The organism is Streptomyces sp. NBC_01016 (assembly GCF_026341035.1).
GTDB lineage: Bacteria > Actinomycetota > Actinomycetes > Streptomycetales > Streptomycetaceae > Streptomyces.
In genome coordinates, this window is the sequence record NZ_JAPEOQ010000001.1 from 3,822,620 (window position 1) to 3,841,940 (window position 19,321).

15 protein-coding genes are annotated in these 19,321 nt (G+C 70.6%); 11 read left to right on the top strand and 4 right to left on the bottom strand.

The features are described from left to right. Positions 1-140: 140 nt before the first annotated feature. The 8 genes from OG746_RS17270 to OG746_RS17305 are packed head-to-tail and all read left to right on the top strand — an operon-like array spanning position 141 to position 8,813. On the top strand, positions 141-1,304 hold the full coding sequence (locus OG746_RS17270; RefSeq protein WP_266715505.1) for an inositol-3-phosphate synthase: 1,164 nt from the start codon (positions 141-143) through the stop codon (positions 1,302-1,304). Next, on the top strand, positions 1,301-2,473 hold the full coding sequence (locus tag OG746_RS17275) for an SCO3242 family prenyltransferase (protein WP_524540419.1): 1,173 nt from the start codon (positions 1,301-1,303) through the stop codon (positions 2,471-2,473). Before OG746_RS17270 ends, OG746_RS17275 begins: the two co-directional genes overlap by 4 nt. After that, entirely contained in the window at positions 2,470-3,357 is an 888-nt protein-coding gene (locus OG746_RS17280) for a sugar phosphate isomerase/epimerase family protein (protein ID WP_266715507.1), read from the top strand. Before OG746_RS17275 ends, OG746_RS17280 begins: the two co-directional genes overlap by 4 nt. After that, on the top strand, positions 3,354-4,052 hold the full coding sequence (locus OG746_RS17285) for an EboA domain-containing protein (protein ID WP_266715508.1): 699 nt from the start codon (positions 3,354-3,356) through the stop codon (positions 4,050-4,052). The genes OG746_RS17280 and OG746_RS17285 overlap by 4 nt, the downstream gene beginning before the upstream one ends. After that, positions 4,052-4,903 carry a TatD family hydrolase gene (locus OG746_RS17290; RefSeq protein WP_266715509.1) on the top strand — a complete coding sequence of 284 codons (852 nt, stop codon included), beginning with the start codon at positions 4,052-4,054 and terminating at the stop codon, positions 4,901-4,903. Before OG746_RS17285 ends, OG746_RS17290 begins: the two co-directional genes overlap by 1 nt. A 3-nt stretch (positions 4,904-4,906) precedes the next feature. Then, on the top strand, positions 4,907-6,085 hold the full coding sequence (gene eboE, locus OG746_RS17295; protein ID WP_266715510.1) for a metabolite traffic protein EboE: 1,179 nt from the start codon (positions 4,907-4,909) through the stop codon (positions 6,083-6,085). Continuing rightward, positions 6,082-7,644 (top strand): alkaline phosphatase family protein, encoded by a 1,563-nt coding sequence (locus OG746_RS17300; protein ID WP_524540420.1) that lies wholly within the window; start codon positions 6,082-6,084, stop codon positions 7,642-7,644. Before eboE ends, OG746_RS17300 begins: the two co-directional genes overlap by 4 nt. 11 nt (positions 7,645-7,655) lie before the next feature. Continuing rightward, on the top strand, positions 7,656-8,813 hold the full coding sequence (locus OG746_RS17305) for a sugar phosphate isomerase/epimerase family protein (protein WP_266719015.1): 1,158 nt from the start codon (positions 7,656-7,658) through the stop codon (positions 8,811-8,813). Positions 8,814-8,920: 107 nt separating this feature from the next. Here OG746_RS17305 and OG746_RS17310 read toward each other — a convergent pair whose 3' ends face one another. The 4 genes from OG746_RS17310 to frc form a co-directional block, all read right to left on the bottom strand. Continuing rightward, a complete protein-coding gene (locus OG746_RS17310; protein WP_266715511.1) occupies positions 8,921-10,300 on the bottom strand; it encodes an OFA family MFS transporter in 1,380 nt (459 codons plus the stop codon). Between the two features lies 1 nt (position 10,301). After that, positions 10,302-11,687, bottom strand: a complete 1,386-nt coding sequence (locus tag OG746_RS17315; RefSeq protein WP_266715512.1) for an OFA family MFS transporter — start codon at positions 11,685-11,687, stop codon at positions 10,302-10,304. A gap of 123 nt (positions 11,688-11,810) precedes the next feature. Beyond that, a complete protein-coding gene (locus OG746_RS17320) occupies positions 11,811-13,964 on the bottom strand; it encodes an acetate--CoA ligase family protein (RefSeq protein WP_266715513.1) in 2,154 nt (717 codons plus the stop codon). A gap of 3 nt (positions 13,965-13,967) precedes the next feature. Continuing rightward, positions 13,968-15,197, bottom strand: a complete 1,230-nt coding sequence (gene frc, locus OG746_RS17325) for a formyl-CoA transferase (RefSeq protein ID WP_266715514.1) — start codon at positions 15,195-15,197, stop codon at positions 13,968-13,970. 180 nt (positions 15,198-15,377) lie between these two features. Between frc and sucC the strand changes: the two genes are divergently transcribed. From sucC to OG746_RS17340, 3 genes are all read left to right on the top strand, one after another. Beyond that, positions 15,378-16,535, top strand: a complete 1,158-nt coding sequence (gene sucC, locus OG746_RS17330) for an ADP-forming succinate--CoA ligase subunit beta (protein ID WP_266719017.1) — start codon at positions 15,378-15,380, stop codon at positions 16,533-16,535. 11 nt (positions 16,536-16,546) lie between these two features. Further along, positions 16,547-17,431, top strand: a complete 885-nt coding sequence (gene sucD, locus OG746_RS17335) for a succinate--CoA ligase subunit alpha (RefSeq protein WP_266715515.1) — start codon at positions 16,547-16,549, stop codon at positions 17,429-17,431. 139 nt (positions 17,432-17,570) lie between these two features. Continuing rightward, positions 17,571-19,106, top strand: a complete 1,536-nt coding sequence (locus tag OG746_RS17340) for an aldehyde dehydrogenase family protein (protein ID WP_266715516.1) — start codon at positions 17,571-17,573, stop codon at positions 19,104-19,106. Positions 19,107-19,321: the final 215 nt, after the last annotated feature.

Sequence of the window (19,321 nt, forward strand, 5' to 3'; positions counted from 1 at the left end):
GAGCGGCGGGGTGTGCGTCGGGGCCGTGCCCGACACCGGGCGCGGCCCCGGGCCCGCCGGCTCGGCGCACGAGGCCGTGATCGACGCCGGACACGGCTTCGGCTTTGCACGTGACGTCACGTTCGACCAGGAGGTTTCCCATGTCCGCCGGATCCTTCCCCGCTCCGTCCTCCCCGTCCTCTCCGTCCTCCTCGAACCGACGGTTCGGTGTATGGCTGATCGGGGCCCGCGGCTCCGTCGCCACCACGGCGGTCGCGGGCTGCGCCGCCGTCGGCGCCGGGCTGCATCCGCCCTCCGGGATGGTCACGGAGACCGAGCCGTTCACCGCGGCGGGCCTGCCGTCCCTGACATCGCTCGTCTTCGGCGGCCATGACACCCTCGACTGCCCGCTGCCCAAACGCGCCGAACAGCTCGCTGCCGGGGGAGTACTGCCGCACGGCCTGCCGGGCGCGGTGCACGGCGAACTCGCCGCCGCCGAACGGGAGATCAGGCCCGGCGGGCCACTTCCCGGCGACGGCCGCACCCAGGACGAGCTGATCGCCGCCTTCACCGCCGACATCCAGTCCTTCGTACGGCGCCACGCCCTGGCAGGGGCCGTCGTCGTGAACGTCGCCTCCACCGAGGCACCACCAACCGGCGACGACCTCCCGGCCAGCTCCCTGTACGCGGCGGCGGCCCTGCGCGCCGGCTGCCCGTACATCAACTTCACCCCCTCCACGGGACTCCACCACCCCTCTCTTCAGCACGCGGCCCACACCGCGGGCGTCCCCTTCGCGGGCCGCGACGGCAAGACCGGGCAGACCCTGCTGCGGTCCGTGCTCGGCCCGATGTTCCGCAGGCGCGCGCTCGACGTGCGCGCCTGGTCCGGCACCAACCTCCTCGGCGGCGGTGACGGCGCGGCCCTGGCCGACCCGGCCGCGGCCGCCGCGAAGAATGCCGGCAAGGAACGCGTCCTCGCCGACACCCTCGGCGCCGTCCCGCAGGGCGAGGTCCACATCGACGACGTCCCGGCGCTCGGTGACTGGAAGACGGCCTGGGACCACATCGCCTTCGACGGTTTCCTCGGCGCGCGGATGACCCTGCAGACCACGTGGCAGGGCTGCGACTCGGCCCTCGCCGCGCCCCTCGTCCTCGACCTCGCGCGCCTGCTGTTGCGCTCTGCGCAGTCCGGACTGACCGGTCCCCGCCCGGAGTTGGGCTTCTACTTCAAGGATCCCGACCCCGGCGCATCCTCCGACCTGGACCACCAGTACGCGTCCCTGCTCGCCTTCGCGGACCGCCTGCGGCGCGGCGGTGCGGCGTGAGCGGGGCGGCTGCCGCCGGGGCGGGGGAGCGGGGTCGGGGCAGGGCGCCGGTTGTGCGGGGGCCGGGTCGGGACGCGGGCTCCGGGTTGCGGCGGCGGGGCCGGGCGTGGGTCGAACTCCTTCGCCTTCCGGCCCTGTTGACCGTCCCGGGCGACGCCTTGGCCGGGGCCGCGGTGACGGGATCCCGCCCGACCCGTGGCACGTTCCTGGCCGTCGGCGCCTCCGTCAGCCTGTACGCGGCGGGCATGGCGCTCAACGACTGGGCCGACCGGGACGAGGACGCCCGCGACCGCCCCCACCGCCCGCTGCCCTCCGGCCGCATCCGACCGGCCCACGCCCTGGCGGCGGCGGGCGCGTTGACGGGCGCGGGCCTCGCCCTGGCCTGCCGGGCGGGCCGGACGACCGGCGCGGTGGCCACGGCACTCGCGGCCACGGTGTGGGCGTACGACCTGCGCCTGAAGGGCACCGCGGCGGGCCCGCCGGCGATGGGCACGGCCCGCGCCCTGGACCTGCTGATGGGGGCGGCGGCGACGCGCCCGGCGGGCGCGCCCGGGCCCCTGCCCCAGGCCCTCACGGCGGCCGCCACCCTGGCCGCCCACACGACCGCGGTCACCACCGTCTCCCGCAACGAAACCCAGGGAGGCTCCGTCACCGGCCCCTTGACGGCCCTGGCCACGGGCACCGCGATCGCCGCCGCGCTCCTGGCCCCGCGGGCGAGAGACGTCCGCTGGGCGCGGGGCGAGGGTCGGGGCGCGTCCGGGGGCGTGAACCCGCGTGCAGCAGGGGACGGGCTCCCGAGCCCGCACATCGAAGCCGGCATGGGAATGGGCGCCGCCCTCAGCACCAAGGCCGCCCCCAGGCTGCTGCGCGGCCGCCGGGACAACCCCGCAGGCCCTCTCGCCCAACGTCCCCAGGCCACAAGCCCCGCCCCGATCACCCTCACCCTCCCCGTCACCGCATACGCCACCACCGCCCTGCGCCCCCTCTTCCACGCCGCCCTCAACCCCTCACCCCCGCTCACCCAACGCGCCGTCGGCGCCGGTATCCGCGCGCTCGTCCCCCTCCAGTCCGCGCTGGCCGCCCGCTCCGGCGCCCCGGTGACCGCCCTCGCCACCCTCGCCCTGGCCCCGCTCGCCCGCCACTTCGCGAAGAAGGTGAGCGTCACATGACCGCGAGCGGCACCGAACCGGCCCCGCCCCGCTGGGGATACGGCACCAACGGACTCACCGACCTGCGCCTCGACGACGCCCTCGGACTGCTCGCCGACCTCGGCTACGACGGCGTCGGGCTCACCCTCGACCACATGCACCTCGATCCCCTCGCCCCGGACCTGGCGGCCCGCACCGGCGAGGTGGCCCGGACCCTCGACCGGCACCGGCTCACGGCCACCGTGGAGACCGGCGCCCGCTACGTTCTCGACCCACGCCGCAAACACGGCCCCTCCCTCCTCGACCCGGACCCCGACGCCCGGGACGCCCGTATCCGCCTGCTCGTCCGCGCGGTCCAGGTCGCCGCCGACCTGGGTGCCCACGCGGTGCACTGCTTCAGCGGCGTCACCCCCGACGGCACCGACCCGGACGCCGCGTGGAAGCGGCTCGCCGGGGCGCTCACCCCTGTACTTGAGGCCGCCGATGCCGCCGACGTCCCTCTTGCCATCGAGCCGGAACCCGGTCATCTCCTCGCCACGCTCGCCGACTTCCACCGGCTGCGCCGCGACCTGGGCAGTCCCGAAGGGCTGGGCCTGACCCTCGACATCGGCCACTGCCAGTGCCTGGAACCGCTGCCTCCCGCCGACTGTGTCCGCGCGGCGGCGCCCTGGCTTCGGCATGTGCAGATCGAGGACATGCGCCGAGGCGTCCACGAGCATCTGCCGTTCGGGGAAGGGGAGATCGACTTCCCGCCCGTGCTCGACGCCCTCGCCACCACCGGCTACCGGGGCCTGACCGTCGTCGAACTGCCCCGCCACTCCCACGCCGGTCCCCAACTGGCCGCCCGGTCCCTCGACTTCCTGCGCTCCGTAACCCGGCCGGCACCGCGAGGAGGCACACCATGACCACGCACGGCACAGGTATAGGTAAAGCAGGCGTCGGTACCCTCCCCGTCCTCGGCGCCGTCCGCGACCGCCTCGACGCCGCACTGGACGCCACCGCCCGCGCCTGGCTGCACGCAGCGCTCGCCGACGCAGCCGCACACCCCGTCTTCGACGCGACCCAACATGCCCTCGCTCCCTGGCAGTTGCGGTTCGCCGAAGCCGGTCGCCGTACCGGCGACGAGCACGCGGACGCCGTCCGGCTCCTCCTGCTGCACGCCGCCCGCGCCGACACCGCCACCCTCACCGCCCTGTACGCGCAGGGCACCGCCGCCGAGCGCCGCGCCGTACTGCTCGCCCTGCCCCACCTGGTGGAAGGCCCGGACGCCCTCCCTCTGATCGAGGACGCCCTGCGCGCCAACGACACCCGCCTGGTGGCGGCCGCCGTCGGGCCGTACGCCGCCGCCCATCTGCCGGACCATGCGTGGCGGCACGCTGTTCTCAAGTGCTTGTTCACCGGGGTGCCGGTGGACGCCGTGGCGGGCCTGGCCGACCGCTCCCGTGGCGACGGCGAACTCGCCCGCATGCTCGGCGACTTCGCCGACGAACGCACCGCCGCCGGGCGCCCCGTCCCCGACGACCTGCACCGCGTCCTGGCCCTCACCGCGCCCGAGTCCCTGACGAACGGCCGGGCCGATCCCCACGGCAAGGAGTCCTGATGCGCATCTTCGACCCCCACATCCACATGACCTCGCGCACCACCGACGACTACAAGGCGATGCACGCCGCCGGGGTGCGGGCCCTGGTGGAGCCGGCCTTCTGGCTCGGCCAGCCCCGCACCTCGCCCGCCTCGTTCTACGACTACTTCGACTCCCTCCTGGGCTGGGAGCCCTTCCGCGCCGCCCAGTACGGGATCGCGCACCACTGCACGATCGCCCTCAACCCCAAAGAGGCGAACGACCCGCGCTGCACCCCCGTCCTCGACGCGCTGCCCCGCTACCTCGTGAAGGACAACGTCGTCGCCGTCGGTGAGATCGGCTACGACTCCATGACCGCCGCCGAGGACACCGCGCTCGCCGCCCAGCTGCAACTGGCCGCCGACCACGGCCTGCCCGCCCTCGTGCACACCCCGCACCGCGACAAGCTCGCCGGGCTGCGCCGCACCCTCGACGTCGTCCGCGAGTCCGCGCTGCCCGTCGAACGCGTCCTGATCGACCACCTCAACGAGACCACCGTCAAGGAGGCCAAGGACTCCGGCGCCTGGCTCGGCTTCTCCGTCTACCCGGACACCAAGATGGACGAGGAGCGGATGGTGGAGATCCTGCGCGGCCACGGGCCGGAGAAGGTCCTCGTCAACTCCGCGGCCGACTGGGGCAACAGCGACCCGCTCAAGACCCGCAAGGTCGCCGACGCCATGCTCGCCGCCGGCTTCACCGACGACGACGTCGACCATGTGCTGTGGCGCAACCCGGTCGCCTTCTACGGACTCAGTAACCGTCTGCGGCTCGACGTCCCCGCGACGGAACCCGCCACCCACGAAGGCAACTCGATCCTGCGCGGCGGTGAGTGACCCATGCGCTTCCGGCACCCCGACGGCTCCACCGTCCACCTCGCGTACTGCACCAACGTGCACCCCGCCGAAACCCTCGACGGTGTCCTCGCCCAGCTGCGCGACCACTGCGAACCCGTGCGCAAACGCCTCGGCAGGGACCGCCTCGGCATCGGCCTGTGGCTCGCGAAGGACGCCGCCCGCGCCCTGATCACCGACCCCGTCGCGCTGCGCGGGCTGCGCACCGAACTCGACCGGCGCGGCCTCGAGGTCGTCACCCTCAACGGCTTCCCCTACGAGGGCTTCGGCGCCGCGGAGGTCAAGTACCGCGTCTACAAGCCGGACTGGGCCGACGAGGAGCGCCTCACCCACACCGTCGACCTGGCCCGGCTGCTCGGCGCCCTGCTGCCCGCTGACGCCGCCGAGGGCACCGTCTCCACCCTGCCGCTGTCCTGGCGCACCGCCCACGACCCGCAGCGCGCCGAACGGGCCCGCGCCGCCCTGCGCACCCTCGCCGAACGTCTCGACACCATCGAGGAACTGACCGGCCGCTCCATCCGCATCGGCTTGGAACCCGAACCCGGGTGCATCGTCGAGACCACCGGCGACGCCATCGGCCCCCTCACCGACGTCGCCCGCACCGACCGCATCGGCCTGTGCCTGGACACCTGCCACCTCGCCACCTCCTTCGAACCGCCCGACGCCGCGCTCGACGCCCTCGCCACCGCCCGCATCCCCGTCGTGAAGGCGCAGCTCTCCGCCGCTCTCCACGCCGAACACCCCCATCTGCCCGAAGTCCGGGCCGCACTTGCCGCGTTCGACGAACCCCGATTCCTGCACCAGACCCGCGCCCGCGCCGACGGCGCCCTGCACGGCGTCGACGACCTCGGCGAAGCGCTGGCGGCCGACGGGCAGGGGCTGCCGCAGGGTGTGCCCTGGCGCGCCCACTTCCACGTCCCGCTGCACGCGGCCCCCGCCGCGCCCCTCACCTCCACGCTCGATGTCCTCAAGGACACGCTGACCCGTCTTGTCGGGGGCGCCCGTCCGCTCACCCGCCACCTGGAGGTCGAGACCTACACGTGGCAGGCCCTCCCTCCGGCCCTGCGACCGCGCGGGCGCCAGCAGCTCGCCGACGGCATCGCCGCGGAACTCGCCCTGGCCCGCGACCTGTTGACCGACCTCGGCCTCAAGGAGCTGCCATGACCTCCGGTCGACCGGCGAGTGCCCGGCGCGGCGACGCCCCCACGCCACGGGGCTCCGCCCCGGACCCCGCTGCCTCTCGTCCGACGGCGGGGCTTGAAAGACCTGCTCAATCGCCGCAGGGGCTGAAGACGCCCACCCCGCTCCTCGTCCTCGACATCGTCGGCCTCACCCCCCATCTGCTCGAACACATGCCGCACCTCGAACGACTCGGCCGGACGGGGTCCCGCGCCCCGCTCGGTACCGTGCTGCCCGCCGTCACCTGCGCCGCCCAGTCCACCTTTCTGACCGGCACGATGCCCGCCGAGCACGGCATCGTCGGCAACGGCTGGTACTTCCGCGAGCTCGGCGACGTACTGCTGTGGCGCCAGCACAACGGTCTCGTCGCGGGCGACAAGCTCTGGGACGCCGCCCGCCGCGCCCACCCCGGCTACACGGTCGCCAATATCTGCTGGTGGTACGCCATGGGCGCCGACACCGACATCACCATCACTCCCCGTCCCGTCTACTACGCCGACGGCCGCAAGGAACCCGACTGCTACACCCGGCCCCCGGCCCTGCACGACGAACTCACCGAGAAACTCGGCACGTTCCCCCTGTTCCACTTCTGGGGCCCGGGCGCCGACCTCGTCTCCAGCCGGTGGATCGTCGACGCCACCCGCCATGTCCTGGCCACCAGCCACCCCGACCTGATCCTGAGCTACCTCCCGCATCTCGATTACGACCTGCAGCGTTACGGCCCCGACGACCCGCGCTCCCACCAGACGGCCGCCGACCTCGATGCCGCCCTCGCCCCGCTCCTGGACGACGCCCGCGCCGAAGGCCGCACCGTCGTCGCCCTGTCCGAGTACGGCATCACCCGCGCCGACCGGCCGGTCCACATCAACCGGGCGCTGCGCCGCGCGGGACTGCTCGAGGTGCACACGCAGGACGGCATGGAGTACCTCGACCCGATGGCATCGCGCGCCTTCGCCGTCGCCGACCACCAGATCGCGCACATCTACGTACGCCGCCCCGAGGACCTCGACGCCACCAGAGCGGCACTCGCCGAACTGCCCGGCATCGAGCAACTCCTCGACGACGAGGGCAAGAAGGCGCACCAGCTCGACCACCCGCGCTCCGGCGAGCTCGTCGCCATCGCCGAGGCCGACGCCTGGTTCACGTACTACTACTGGCTCGACGACGCCCGCGCGCCCGACTTCGCGCAGCTCGTCGAGATCCACCGCAAACCCGGCTACGACCCGGTCGAACTCTTCATGGACCCCCTCGACCCCTATGTGAAGGTCAAGGCGGCCACCGCCCTCGCCCGCAAGAAGCTCGGCATGCGCTATCGCATGGCGGTCGTCCCGCTGGACGCCTCGCCTATTCGCGGCAGCCACGGCCGGCTCCCGGCGAGCGAGGAAGAAGGTCCGCTCATCCTGTGCTCCACCCCCCACGTCCTCTCCGGCCGCGTCGCGGCCACCGAAGTGAAAGCCCTCCTCCTCGCCCTGGCAGGAGGAGCAGTTACAGAGAGTGAAGCACGCGCCACTGACAACGTCCTGACTGAGAGAAGGCACCCGTGACCGAAATCCGCATCACCGCAGGTCCCGACGAGGGATCAAGTCCCGACGAGGCCCTCAGATCCCGCCTCGGTATCAACCGCCGCCGCTTCCTCAGTACCTGCACCGCCGTCGCCGGCGCCGCCATCGCCGCGCCCGTGTTCGGCGCCGCACCCGCACTCGCCCAGCCGGCGGCCGGTTCCTCCGGCGGCGGCCGCGGCACCAAGCTGATCCCCGCCGACAAACGCGGCATCATCCTCTACACCGTGCGCGACGCCACCGGCCGCGACCCGCTGAGCAGCAACCTGCCCTCCGGCTTCCGCGAGGTGTTCAAGGAGCTGGCCCGCTACGGCTACAAGCAGGTCGAGTTCGCCGGCTACGGCCAGCACGCCAACGCGCCCGGAGGGGCGAACCTGGAGTCCGTCGCGGGCGCGAAACTGCTGCGCTCGTGGCTCGACGAGTACGGACTGCGCGCCCAGGGCAACCACGGCTTCATCCCGTCGTCCTGGCCGCTCACCGAGGCCGACAAGGACCAGTTCAAGAAGCATCTGGAGATCGCGAACATCCTCGGCATGGACCACATGGGCACCGGCGGCGACCCCACCGGCAGCTCGTACAAGGCGGACTGGGACGTCGCCGCCGACAAGTGGAACGCGCTGGGGCGGCTCGCGGACCGCGCAGGACTCAAGCTCTACACGCACAACCACGACGCGGCGTACGGGTTCCTCATCGACGGCGGGCCGCTCGACGACCAGGGCAGGCCCACCCGCAGCTCCGGCATCCGCAAGCTCGAGTACTTCCTGCGGGCCAGCGACCCGAAGACGGTGTGGCTGGAGATGGACATCTTCTGGGCGCACGTGGCCCAGTACAAGTTCCACACCTACACCGGGCACGACGGCTCCACACGGGAGAAGGTCTTCGACCCGGCGGCCCTCGTCGTCGCCCACAACGCCCGCTACCCGCTCTTCCACGCGAAGGACGGCACCCGCAACGACACCAACGGCATGGGCTACGACATGGTCCCGTTCGGCGAAGGTGTCATCGACTACCGGACGTTCTTCAAGCGGGTCGGCGCCCGCAACTACCACCACCCCATGGTCGAGCAGGACAACGCGCCCAGCGCCACCGACCCCGCCCAGTCCCTGACCCACGCGCGCATCGGCTACGACAACCTCGCGGCCCTGCGGAAATAACTCCGGCGCACGAGCGCACATGAGTGGGGCCCGGCCATCAGGCCGGGCCCCACTCAACTCTTACCGATGCGCTTTACGTGACCAGCGCGGATCAGTCCTTTACGTGATCATGTCAAGGACACCGCCTTCTCGTTCCGCCCCGGCTGCCGCAGCAGCAGCGCCACGAGCGCCGACAGCATGGATATCCCGCCGGCCATGGCGTACGCGCCGTTGTAGCCCCAGGCGCCGACCACCATGGAGCCGAGACCGCCGCCGAACAGGCCGCTGATGAGCTTCCCGCTGTACACCAGGCCGTAGTTGGTGGCGTTGTAGTTCTCCCCGAAGTAGTCCGGGGTCAGCGCCGCGAACATCGGGTAGAACGCGCCGCCACCGAAGCCGGACAGGAACGCGAAGACCAGGAACAGCCACTCGCTGCGGACGTCGCCCGCCCAGATGATGCCGAACTGGGCCAGGCCGAGGACGACGATCACGAGGATCAGGCTCGCCTTGCGGCCCCACAGGTCCGACATCCAGCCGACCACCGCGCGGCCGACGCCGTTGATGACCGCCATGACACCCATCGAGGACGCGGCGACCAGTGGACCGAACCCGACCTCCTTGGCGAAGTCGACCTGGAAGGAGATGCCGAAGATCGACACACCTGCCGTCAGGACCAGGCTCAGCCACATCAGCGGCAGCTGGCCAGTCTTGATGGCCTCCATGGGGGTGTACTGCTTGACGGCCGGCGGGTTCTTGGCCAGCGCCGCCTGGCTCTTGCTGTCGCCCGACTTCGCCAGCGGGTCGATGTCCGATGGCCACCAGTTCTTCGGCGGGTCCCGGAAGAAGAACGCACACACCAGCACCACGATCAGCACGTAGACGCCGATCATGTCGAGCACCCGGTGGTAGTTCGACGTGTCGAAGGCGTAGTTGAAGATGAAGATGAACGGAAGCGAGCCGTAGGCGAAGCCTCCGTTGACGAAACCTGTCTTGCCGCCTTTGCGTTCGGGGTACCACTTGCCGACCATGTTGATGCAGGTCGCGTACACGAACCCGGAGCCGAGCCCGCCGATCATGCCGAATCCGATGATGGCCAGCCACACGTTGTGAAGGTGCGACAGGGCCAGGAATCCGAACAGGCACATGAAGGCGCCCACGTACATGGCGCGCCGGGCCGGCATGATGCCCTTCTCCCGCAGCCAGCCGGCCGGGAACGCCACACCTGCCTGGAAGAACACCCAGACACTCAGGATCCAGAAGGTGTTGGACTGCGTCCAGCCGTGCGCGGAGGACAACGTGTCCTCCGCTGACCCGTAGGCGTACTCGAAGACACTGATGGCCATCATCGCGGCCCATGGCAGATACACCATGAACTTGCGGGAGTGGCCGAGGATGTCGCGGTCGGTCTCGCCGACGCGATAGATCCGGCCGTGCTCGTCGGTGATTTCTCGGTACCGGCTCCCCGTAGCCGGTGCCGTGTTACTAGCGGAGACAGGTTCCGCCGTCATATCAAGCCATCTCCTCACCAAGGGGGTGTGGGTTGGGGTGGACCCCACGCTTCTTGGGCCTACCGGGCGGGGACAGGAAGATAGCCACGAAGCCGGCGAAGAACGAGATGCAGCCGGCCAGGATGAAGGCTCCGGAGTGTCCCCAGGCGCCGACGACGACGGACCCCATGCCCGCGCCGAGCCCTGAGACGAGCTTTGAGCTGTAGACCATGCCGTAGTTGGTTGCGTTGTTGTTCTCACCGAAGTAGTCCGCGGTCAGGGCCGCGAACATCGGGAAGATCGCGCCACCGCCGAATCCGGAGATCGCGGAGAAGACCAGGAACATCGCGAGCATCTGCTCCGAGGCCGACCAGATGATGCCGAACTGGGCGAGGCCCAGGATGAAGCAGACCGCCAGCAGACACTGCTTGCGGCCGTACCGGTCGGAGAGCCAGCCGATGACACCGCGACCGGTGCCGTTGACGACCGCCTTGAGTGACATCGCGGTGGCCACGATTCCGCCCGCGAAGCCCGCTTCCTTGCCGATGTCGACCTGGAAGGCGATGCCGAAGATGTTCACACCCGACGTACAGGCCAGGCAGAACCACATCAGCGCGACCCGACCGGTCCTCCATGCCTCCATGGGGGTGTACTGCTTGACGGCCGGCGGGTTCTTCTCCAGCGACCGGCGGGCCCGCGGGTCCTCCGGAGGATTGAGCGGGTCGATGTTCGCCGGCCACCAGTTCTTCGGCGGGTCCTTGAAGAAGGAGCCCGCGACGGCGACCATCGCGGCGAGCAGCACACCCACCGAGACCAGCACCCAGCGGAAGTTGGTCAGGTCCATGAACCCGGTGAACAGGAACACGAACGGGACCGAGCCGTAGGCGAAACCGCCGTTGACGAAGCCCGTCTTGCCGCCCCTGCGCTCCGGGTACCACTTGCCGACCATGTTGACGCAGGTCGCGTACACCATGCCGGCGCCCATACCGCTGAAGACACTGAAGCCGATGTAGGCGACGATGACGTGCGGTGCGAAGGCCAGCGACAGATAGCCGAGGAAGGTACCCACGGCGCCGAGCATCATGGCCCAGCGGGCCGGCAGTTTGCCGCTCTCCCGGAGCCTGCCCGCGGGCATGGCCACGGCCGCCTGGAAGAACACCCAGACGGTCATCATCCAGAAGATGTGTCCGCTGTTCCAATGGTGCGCGGTGTGCAGTGTGTCCTCGGCGGACGCGAACGCGTACTCCGCGGACGAGATGCCCATCATGCCCACCCAGGGCAGGATGACCATCCACTTGCGACCGCGACCCATGATGTCGATGTCGCTCTCGCCAACCCGGTACATCCGGCCGTTGGCGTCCGTCACCTCCCTGTAGGGGACGGGACTCGGCAGATCGGTTGTTGTCATGTCGATCGTTTCCCTTGCGTCGAAAGATCTGGGCAGCGCCCCCTGTCCAAATTTCTTTCGTGTGCGCACGGGGCCTGGGTCCGGTCGGCGCACACCGCCGACCGGATCCGTCGGTCGCCTACGTCATCGACCGCCCCCCAACTTCCCTGCCGCGCGGGCCCACTTGTACTTGGCGCCAAGCACCGCGACGGGCTTCTCGGTCGTGTACGGGTACGCGACGACACCCCGGTCGAAGAGGTACTGGCACGCCTCCTCGACCTCGACGTCGCCGGCCAGTGAGGCCACCACGGGCTTCTCGATGCCGCGCTCCCTGAACTCCTGGACGACGCGCGCCGTCACCTCCGCGAACACCATGGGCGGGGTGACGATGGTGTGCCAGTAGCCGAGCACCAGCGAGTGGATCCGCGGATCCTCCAGGCCGAGCCGGATCGTCGCCTCGTACGTCGACGGGGGCTCGCCGCCGGTGATGTCGACGGGGTTGCCCGCGGCGCCGAACGGCGGGATGAACTTCCGGAAGGCCGCGTCCAAGTCGGCCGGGATCTCCATCAGTTCAAGCCCGTTGTCCATCACGGCGTCCGAGAGCAGCACACCCGAGCCGCCGGCCCCCGTGATGATCACGATGTTGTCGCCCTTGGGCGTCGGAAGCACTGGCAGCGCCCGCGCGTACTCCAGCATGTCGTTGAGGCCGGGCGCCCGGATGACACCGGCCTGCTTGAGGATGTCGTCGTACACGGCGTCGTCGCCCGCGAGCGCGCCCGTGTGGGAACCGGCCGCCTTGGCGCCCGCCGCCGTACGCCCCGCCTTCAGGACCACGACCGGCTTCTTCGGCACGGTCTCGCGCGCGGCTGCCACGAAGGCGCGCCCGTCCTTGAGGTCCTCCAAGTGCATCGCGATGCAGTCGGTGTTGGGGTCCTCGCCGAACCAGGTGAGCAGGTCGTCCTCGTCCAGGTCCGACTTGTTGCCGAGCCCGACGATCGCCGAGACACCCGTCTTCGTGGTGCGAGCGAAGCCCAGGATGGCCATGCCGATGCCACCGGACTGACTGGTGAGCGCGACGCCGCCCTTCACGTCGTACGGCGTGCAGAACGTGGCGCACAGGTCCTGCCACGTCGAGTAGTAGCCGTAGATGTTCGGGCCGAGCAGCCGGGTGCCGTAGCGCTCGGCGATGGCCACGATCTCGTCCTGGAGCTCGTGCTCGCCGGTCTCGGCGAACCCGGAGGGGATGAGGACCGCGTTCGGAATGCCCTTGCGGCCCACCTCTTCGAGGGCCGCTGCCACGAACTTGGCGGGGATCGCGAAGATCGCCACGTCCACGTCGCCGGGCACGTCCGTGACGCTCTTGTACGCCTTGCGGCCCAGGATGTCGTCGGCCTTCGGGTTCACCGGGTGGATCTCGCCGGAGAAGCCGCCGTCGATGAGGTTGCGCATCACCGAATTGCCGATCTTGCCCTGCTCGTTGGAGGCACCGATCACGGTGACGGAGCGCGGCTCCATCAGCCGCCGCATCGAGGTCAGGATCTCCTCGCGCGTGTAGGTGCGCCGCCGCTTCGGCTCGCCCTCGGCGAGGATGACGCGGATGTCGGCGGCGAGCGCGCCCTTCGGGGTCGCGATCACCGGGTTGAGGTCGACCTCGGCTATCTCCGGGAACTCCGTGACCAGTTGGGACACGCGGCGGATCTGCTCGGCCAGTGCCTCCCGGTCGACGCCCTTGGCGCCGCGCACGCCGCGCAGCACCTCCGCGGCCTTGATGGAGTCGAGCATGTCGAGGGACTCGTCCTCCGTCACCGGCGCGAGCCGGAAGGTGACGTCCTTGAGCACCTCGACCAGGACGCCGCCGAGTCCGAAGGCGACGACCTTGCCGAAGGTCGGGTCGGTGACGGACCCGACGATGACCTCCTGGGTGTCGGGTCCGGTGGGCAGCAGTTCCTGCACCTGGATGCCGGTGATGTGGGCATCGGCCGCGTACGCGTGCGCGTTGTCGACGATCCGCTGGTACGCCTCCCGTACGGCGCTCTCGCCCTCCACGCCCACGATCACGCCGCCGGCGTCGGTCTTGTGCAGGATGTCGGGCGACACGATCTTCAGCACCACGGGTCCGCCGAAGCGGGCCGCGGCCGCCACCGCCTGGTCGGCATCGGTCGCGAGCTCCTCGCCGGGGACGGCGATCCCGTACGCGTCGGCGATCACCTTTCCCTCGGGCGCGGTGAGCGCTGTACGTCCCTCGGCCCGTACGGTGTCGAGCAGCGCCCGTACCTTGAGCTCACGTTCCTCGGCCATCAATCAGATCACTCCGTTCGACTTGAGCAGGTGCAACTCTTCGTCCCCGAGGCCGAGTTCACCGATGAAGACCTCCGCGTTGTGCTCGCCGAGCAGCGGGGAGGAGGTGACGTCGACGGGGGAGTCGGAGAGCTTGAGAGGGGAACCGACGGTCTTGAAGGAGCCGCGTCCGGAGTGCGGCACCTCGACGACCATCTCGTTGGCCACCAGCGACTCGTCCTCGATGATCTCCTTGGTGGAGAGGATCGGGCCGCAGGGGATGTTGTGGGCGTTGAGCTGGTCGAGGACCTCCCACTTGGGGAGGGTGGACGACCACTCCTCGATCAGCTGGAACATCTTGTTGAGCTTCGGCAGGCGCGCCTCGGGCGTGGCCCAGTCGGCGTCCTCGGCCAGCTCGGGCCGCCCGATCAGCTCGGTGAGCGGCTTCCAGCCCACCGGCTGCACGATGACGTACACGTAGTCGTTGGGTCCGCCGGGCGCACACTTGACCGCCCAGCCGGGCTGTCCGCCGCCCGAGGCGTTGCCGGAGCGCGGCACCTCGTCGCCGAAGTCCTCGTTGGGGTACTCGGCCAACGGGCCGTGCGCGAGCCGCTGTTGGTCGCGCAGCTTCACGCGGCACAGGTTGAGCACCGCGTGCTGCATGGCTACGTTGACACGCTGCCCGCGCCCGGTGTTCTCGCGCTGGAACAGGGCAGCGAGGATGCCGGCGACGGTGTGGATGCCGGTGCCGGAGTCGCCGATCTGCGCGCCCGTCGCGAGGGGTGGTCCGTCCTCGAAGCCGGTGGTCGACATGGAGCCGCCCATGGCCTGGGCGACGACCTCGTAGGCCTTGAAGTTGGTGTACGGGCCCTCGCCGAAGCCCTTGATGGAGGCGTAGATGATGCGGGGGTTGATCTCCTGGATGCGGTCCCAGGTGAACCCCATCCGGTCGACGGCTCCGGGGCCGAAGTTCTCCACCAGCACGTCGGACCGGCGGATCAGTTCGGTCAGCAGCTCCTTGCCGCGCTCTGTCTTGGTGTTCAGGGTGATGCTCCGCTTGTTGCAGTTGAGCATCGTGAAGTAGAGGGAGTCGACGTCCGGGATGTCACGCAGTTGCTTGCGTGTGATGTCACCGGTCGGCGCCTCCAGTTTGACGACGTCCGCACCCAGCCACGCCAGCATCTGCGTGGCGGATGGGCCTGACTGGACATGGGTCATGTCCAGGACGCGCACACCCTCGAGTGCCTTGGTCACGAACGACTCACCTCGCTACTGGTCCACGGTCGGTTCCACGGTCGGTCCACCGTCGGATCGTACATTGCATACAGTCGCCGAATACTGTATGAAAACTGGTATCCCGCATTGCGTGGGTGGTGTCCAGGGGGCGTGCAGCACTTTTCCTTTCCGTAGCCGAATCAGGGGCTGAAGCAGGAACTGAGACAGGAGCCGCAAATGGACCTGTACGAACACCAAGCGAGGGACCTGTTCGCGGAGCACGGCATCCCCGTCCCGCGGGCCGAAGTCACCGAATCCGCCAAGGAGGCGCGGGAGTTCGCTCGCCGTCTCGGCGGCCGCGTCGTCGTCAAGGCGCAGGTCAAGACGGGCGGGCGCGGCAAGGCGGGCGGCGTCAGGCTCGCCGCCGACCCGGCCGCCGCCGAACTGACCGCGCGCCAGATCCTCGGCATGGACATCAAGGGCCACACCGTGCGCAAGGTGATGCTGGCCCAACCCGTAGAGATCGACAGCGAGTTCTACGTCTCCTACGTCCTCGACCGCGCGGCCGGCACCTTCCTCGCCATCGCCTCGGCCGAGGGCGGCATGGAGATCGAGGAGGTCGCCGCCACCCGGCCCGAGGCCGTGGCCCGGATCCCCATCGACCCGGCCGTCGGCGTCACCTCGGCCGTCGCGGCGCGCATCGCCGAGGCGGCAGGGCTGCCGTCGCAGACCGTCGACGTCCTCGTCCGCCTGTGGGAGGTCCTCACCCGCGAGGACGCGGTGCTCGTCGAGGTGAACCCGCTCGTGCGCACCGCGCAGGGGCAGATCCTCGCGCTCGACGGCAAGGTGACCCTCGACGACAACGCCCGCTTTCGCAATGCCCGTTGGGGCGAGCAGGAGGCAGCGTACGAGGAACCGCTGGAGGCCCGGGCGGCGGCCAAGGGGCTCAACTATGTGAAGCTCGACGGCGAGGTCGGCATCATCGGCAACGGTGCCGGGCTCGTCATGTCCACCCTCGACGTGGTCGCGGGCTGCGGTGCGAAGCCCGCCAACTTCCTCGACATCGGCGGCGGTGCCTCCGCGCAGATCATGGCGGACGGGCTCGACGTCATCATCTCCGACCCGTCCGTGAAGTCCGTCTTCGTCAACGTCTTCGGCGGCATCACCGCCTGCGACGCGGTCGCCGACGGCATCGTCCAGGCCCTGGAACGCGTCCAGTTGACCAAACCGCTCGTCGTCCGCCTCGACGGGAACAACGCGGCACGCGGCCGGACCATCCTCGAGGAGCGCGCCCATCCCCTGGTCGCCCAGGCCACCACCATGGACGGCGCCGCACGCCAGGCCGCCGACCTCGCCCTCGCCCCCAACCCCCTTTAAGGAGCCGGGACATGGCCATCTACCTGACCCAGGAGAGCAAGGTCCTCGTCCAGGGCATGACCGGCGCCGAGGGCATGAAGCACACCCGCCGCATGCTCCAGGCGGGCACCGACGTCGTCGGCGGCGTCAACCCCCGCAAGGCCGGGCGCAGCGTCGACCTCGACGGCCGCGACGTCCCCGTCTTCGGCAGCGTCGCCGAGGGCATGGCCGCCACCGGAGCCGATGTCACCGTCGTCTTCGTGCCGCCGGCCTTCGCCAAGGGCGCCGTCATCGAGGCGGCCGACGCGGGCATCCCGCTCGCCGTCGTCATCACGGAGGGCATCCCGGTGCACGACGCCGTCGCCTTCCACGCGTACGCGAAGCAGAAGGGCACCCGCATCATCGGGCCCAACTGCCCGGGCCTCATCTCGCCCGGCGCCTCGAACGCGGGCATCATCCCGGCCGACATCACCAAGCCGGGCCGCATCGGCCTCGTCTCCAAGTCCGGCACCCTCACCTACCAACTCATGTACGAACTGCGCGACATCGGCTTCTCGACGTGTGTGGGCATCGGCGGCGACCCCGTCATCGGCACCACCCACATCGACTGCCTCGAAGCCTTCGAGGCCGACCCCGAGACCGAACTCATCGTGCTCATCGGGGAGATCGGCGGCGACGCCGAGGAACGGGCAGCTGCCCACATCCGCGAGCACGTCACCAAGCCCGTCGTCGGCTACATCGCCGGATTCACCGCGCCCGAGGGCAAGACGATGGGCCACGCCGGCGCCATCGTCTCCGGCTCCTCGGGTACGGCAGCGGCCAAGAAGGAGGCGCTCGAAGCGGTCGGCGTCCGCGTCGGCTCGACACCGACGGAGACGGCACGGCTCGTCCTGGACCGCCTCGCCGACGGGCAGTGACGCTTGTCATAGGCCGCAACTGGCCATCCCAGTAAGGATGTTGGCATACGGGGGGTGTCCTTTGGGCACCTCCCGTCCACAGCACCACCAGCCATGAAGTACACCGCCCCGACTGTGCACCGTGAGCGGAGACCGAACAATGGCAACCACCCTCAAGGCGAACACCTCCTGGTCCGACGCCTGGCAGCGCTGCCTCGCCGTCGCCCCCGAGGCCTTCCAGGACGACCGCGTCCTGAACCTGTGGAACGGCGCCTGGCAGGCCGACGGCCGCGCCCTGCCCGCCACCAGCCCCGTCGACGGCAGCCCCATCGCGGGCCCGCCCCGCCTCGACGCCGACACCGCCCACCAGGCCGTGCGCGCCTCCCTCGACCAGCACCGCGCCTGGCGGCACATCCCGCTGCCCGAGCGGCGCGCCCGCGTCGCCGCGACCCTCGACGCCCTCACCCAGCACCGCGAACTCCTCGCCCTGCTCCTCGTCTGGGAGATCGGCAAGCCGTGGCGCCTCGCGCAGGCCGACGTCGACCGCGCCATCGACGGCGTGCGCTGGTACGTCGACGGCATCGACGAGATCCTGGGCGAGCGCACCCCGCTGGCCGGGCCCGTGTCGAACATCGCGAGCTGGAACTACCCGATGAGCGTGCTCGTGCACGCCATGCTGGTCCAGGCCCTGGCCGGCAACGCGGTCATCGCCAAGACGCCGACCGACGGCGGCGTCTCGTGTCTCACCCTGGCCTGCGCCCTGGCCGCCCGCGAGGGCATCCCGGTCACCCTGGTCAGCGGCAGCGGCGGGCAGCTCTCCGAGGCGCTCGTGCGGGCGCCGGAGATCGGCTGCGTGTCCTTCGTCGGCGGCCGGGACACGGGCGCGGCGGTCGCCACGGACGTCGCCGACCTCGGCAAGCGCCACATCCTGGAACAGGAGGGCCTCAACACCTGGGGCATCTGGAACTTCACCGACTGGGACAAGCTGACGGCCGCCATCCCCAAGCTCTTCGACTACGGGAAGCAACGCTGCACCGCCTACCCGCGGTTCGTCGTGCAGCGGGAGGCCTTCGACGAGTTCCTCGCCGCCTACCTGCCCGCCGTACGCACCCTGCGCGTCGGCCACCCGCTGGCCGTCGAGCACGCCGAAGACCCGTACCCGGCGCTCGACTTCGGGCCGCTGATCAACGCGGCGAAGGCGAAGGAGCTGCACGACCAGGTCGCGGAGGCGATCGACCGCGGCGCCGTCCCGCTGCACCGCTCCACGGCGGACCCGGCGCTGTTCCTGCCGGGCCAGGACACCAGCGCGTATGTGCATCCGGTGACGCTGCTCGGCCCGCCGCCGTCCTCGCCGCTGCACCACGCCGAGCCGTTCGGCCCGGTCGACACCATCGTGCTCGTCGACACGGAAGCGGAACTCCTCGCGGCGATGAACGCCTCCAACGGGGCCCTGGTCGCCACCCTGTCCACCGACGACGAGGCGACGTACGAGCGGCTCGCGCCACAGATCCGGGCGTTCAAGGTCGGCCACGGCAAGCCGCGTTCGCGCGGGGACCGTGACGAGCTGTTCGGCGGGTTCGGGGCGTCGTGGCGCGGCGCGTTCGTGGGCGGCGAACTCCTGGTCCGCGCGGTCACCGAAGGGCCGTCGGGGGAGCGGCTGCCGGGCAACTTCCCGGATTACCACCTGATGCCCTGACGCAGCTGCGGCGGGGTCCCGCGCGACGCAGGGGGCGCTCCCCGTCGCTCGTGAACCCCGCCGCCGTGCCGCGGGGCGAGTTCTCGCCCGCCCCGCGCACACGATGTGTCGACGGGATATTGTGTACAGGCTGGGATTGCCCTCGGCAAGAACTACGACAATCCCCATGCGAGAAGCGTGGGTTGAGACACCGTGGACGCAGGACGGAAGGGGCC

Bases quoted from the DNA above. Each gene is read 5' to 3' on its own strand.
- OG746_RS17300 (WP_524540420.1), top strand. From the start codon at position 6,082: ATGACCTCCGGTCGACCGGCGAGTGCCCGGCGCGGCGACGCCCCCACG.
- OG746_RS17290 (WP_266715509.1), top strand. From the start codon at position 4,052: ATGCGCATCTTCGACCCCCACATCCACATGACCTCGCGCACCACCGAC.
- sucD (WP_266715515.1), top strand. From the start codon at position 16,547: ATGGCCATCTACCTGACCCAGGAGAGCAAGGTCCTCGTCCAGGGCATG.
- eboE (WP_266715510.1), top strand. From the start codon at position 4,907: ATGCGCTTCCGGCACCCCGACGGCTCCACCGTCCACCTCGCGTACTGC.
- OG746_RS17310 (WP_266715511.1), bottom strand. From the start codon at position 10,300: ATGACGGCGGAACCTGTCTCCGCTAGTAACACGGCACCGGCTACGGGG.
- OG746_RS17320 (WP_266715513.1), bottom strand. From the start codon at position 13,964: ATGGCCGAGGAACGTGAGCTCAAGGTACGGGCGCTGCTCGACACCGTA.
- OG746_RS17280 (WP_266715507.1), top strand. From the start codon at position 2,470: ATGACCGCGAGCGGCACCGAACCGGCCCCGCCCCGCTGGGGATACGGC.
- OG746_RS17340 (WP_266715516.1), top strand. From the start codon at position 17,571: ATGGCAACCACCCTCAAGGCGAACACCTCCTGGTCCGACGCCTGGCAG.
- OG746_RS17270 (WP_266715505.1), top strand. From the start codon at position 141: ATGTCCGCCGGATCCTTCCCCGCTCCGTCCTCCCCGTCCTCTCCGTCC.
- OG746_RS17285 (WP_266715508.1), top strand. From the start codon at position 3,354: ATGACCACGCACGGCACAGGTATAGGTAAAGCAGGCGTCGGTACCCTC.
- OG746_RS17315 (WP_266715512.1), bottom strand. From the start codon at position 11,687: ATGACAACAACCGATCTGCCGAGTCCCGTCCCCTACAGGGAGGTGACG.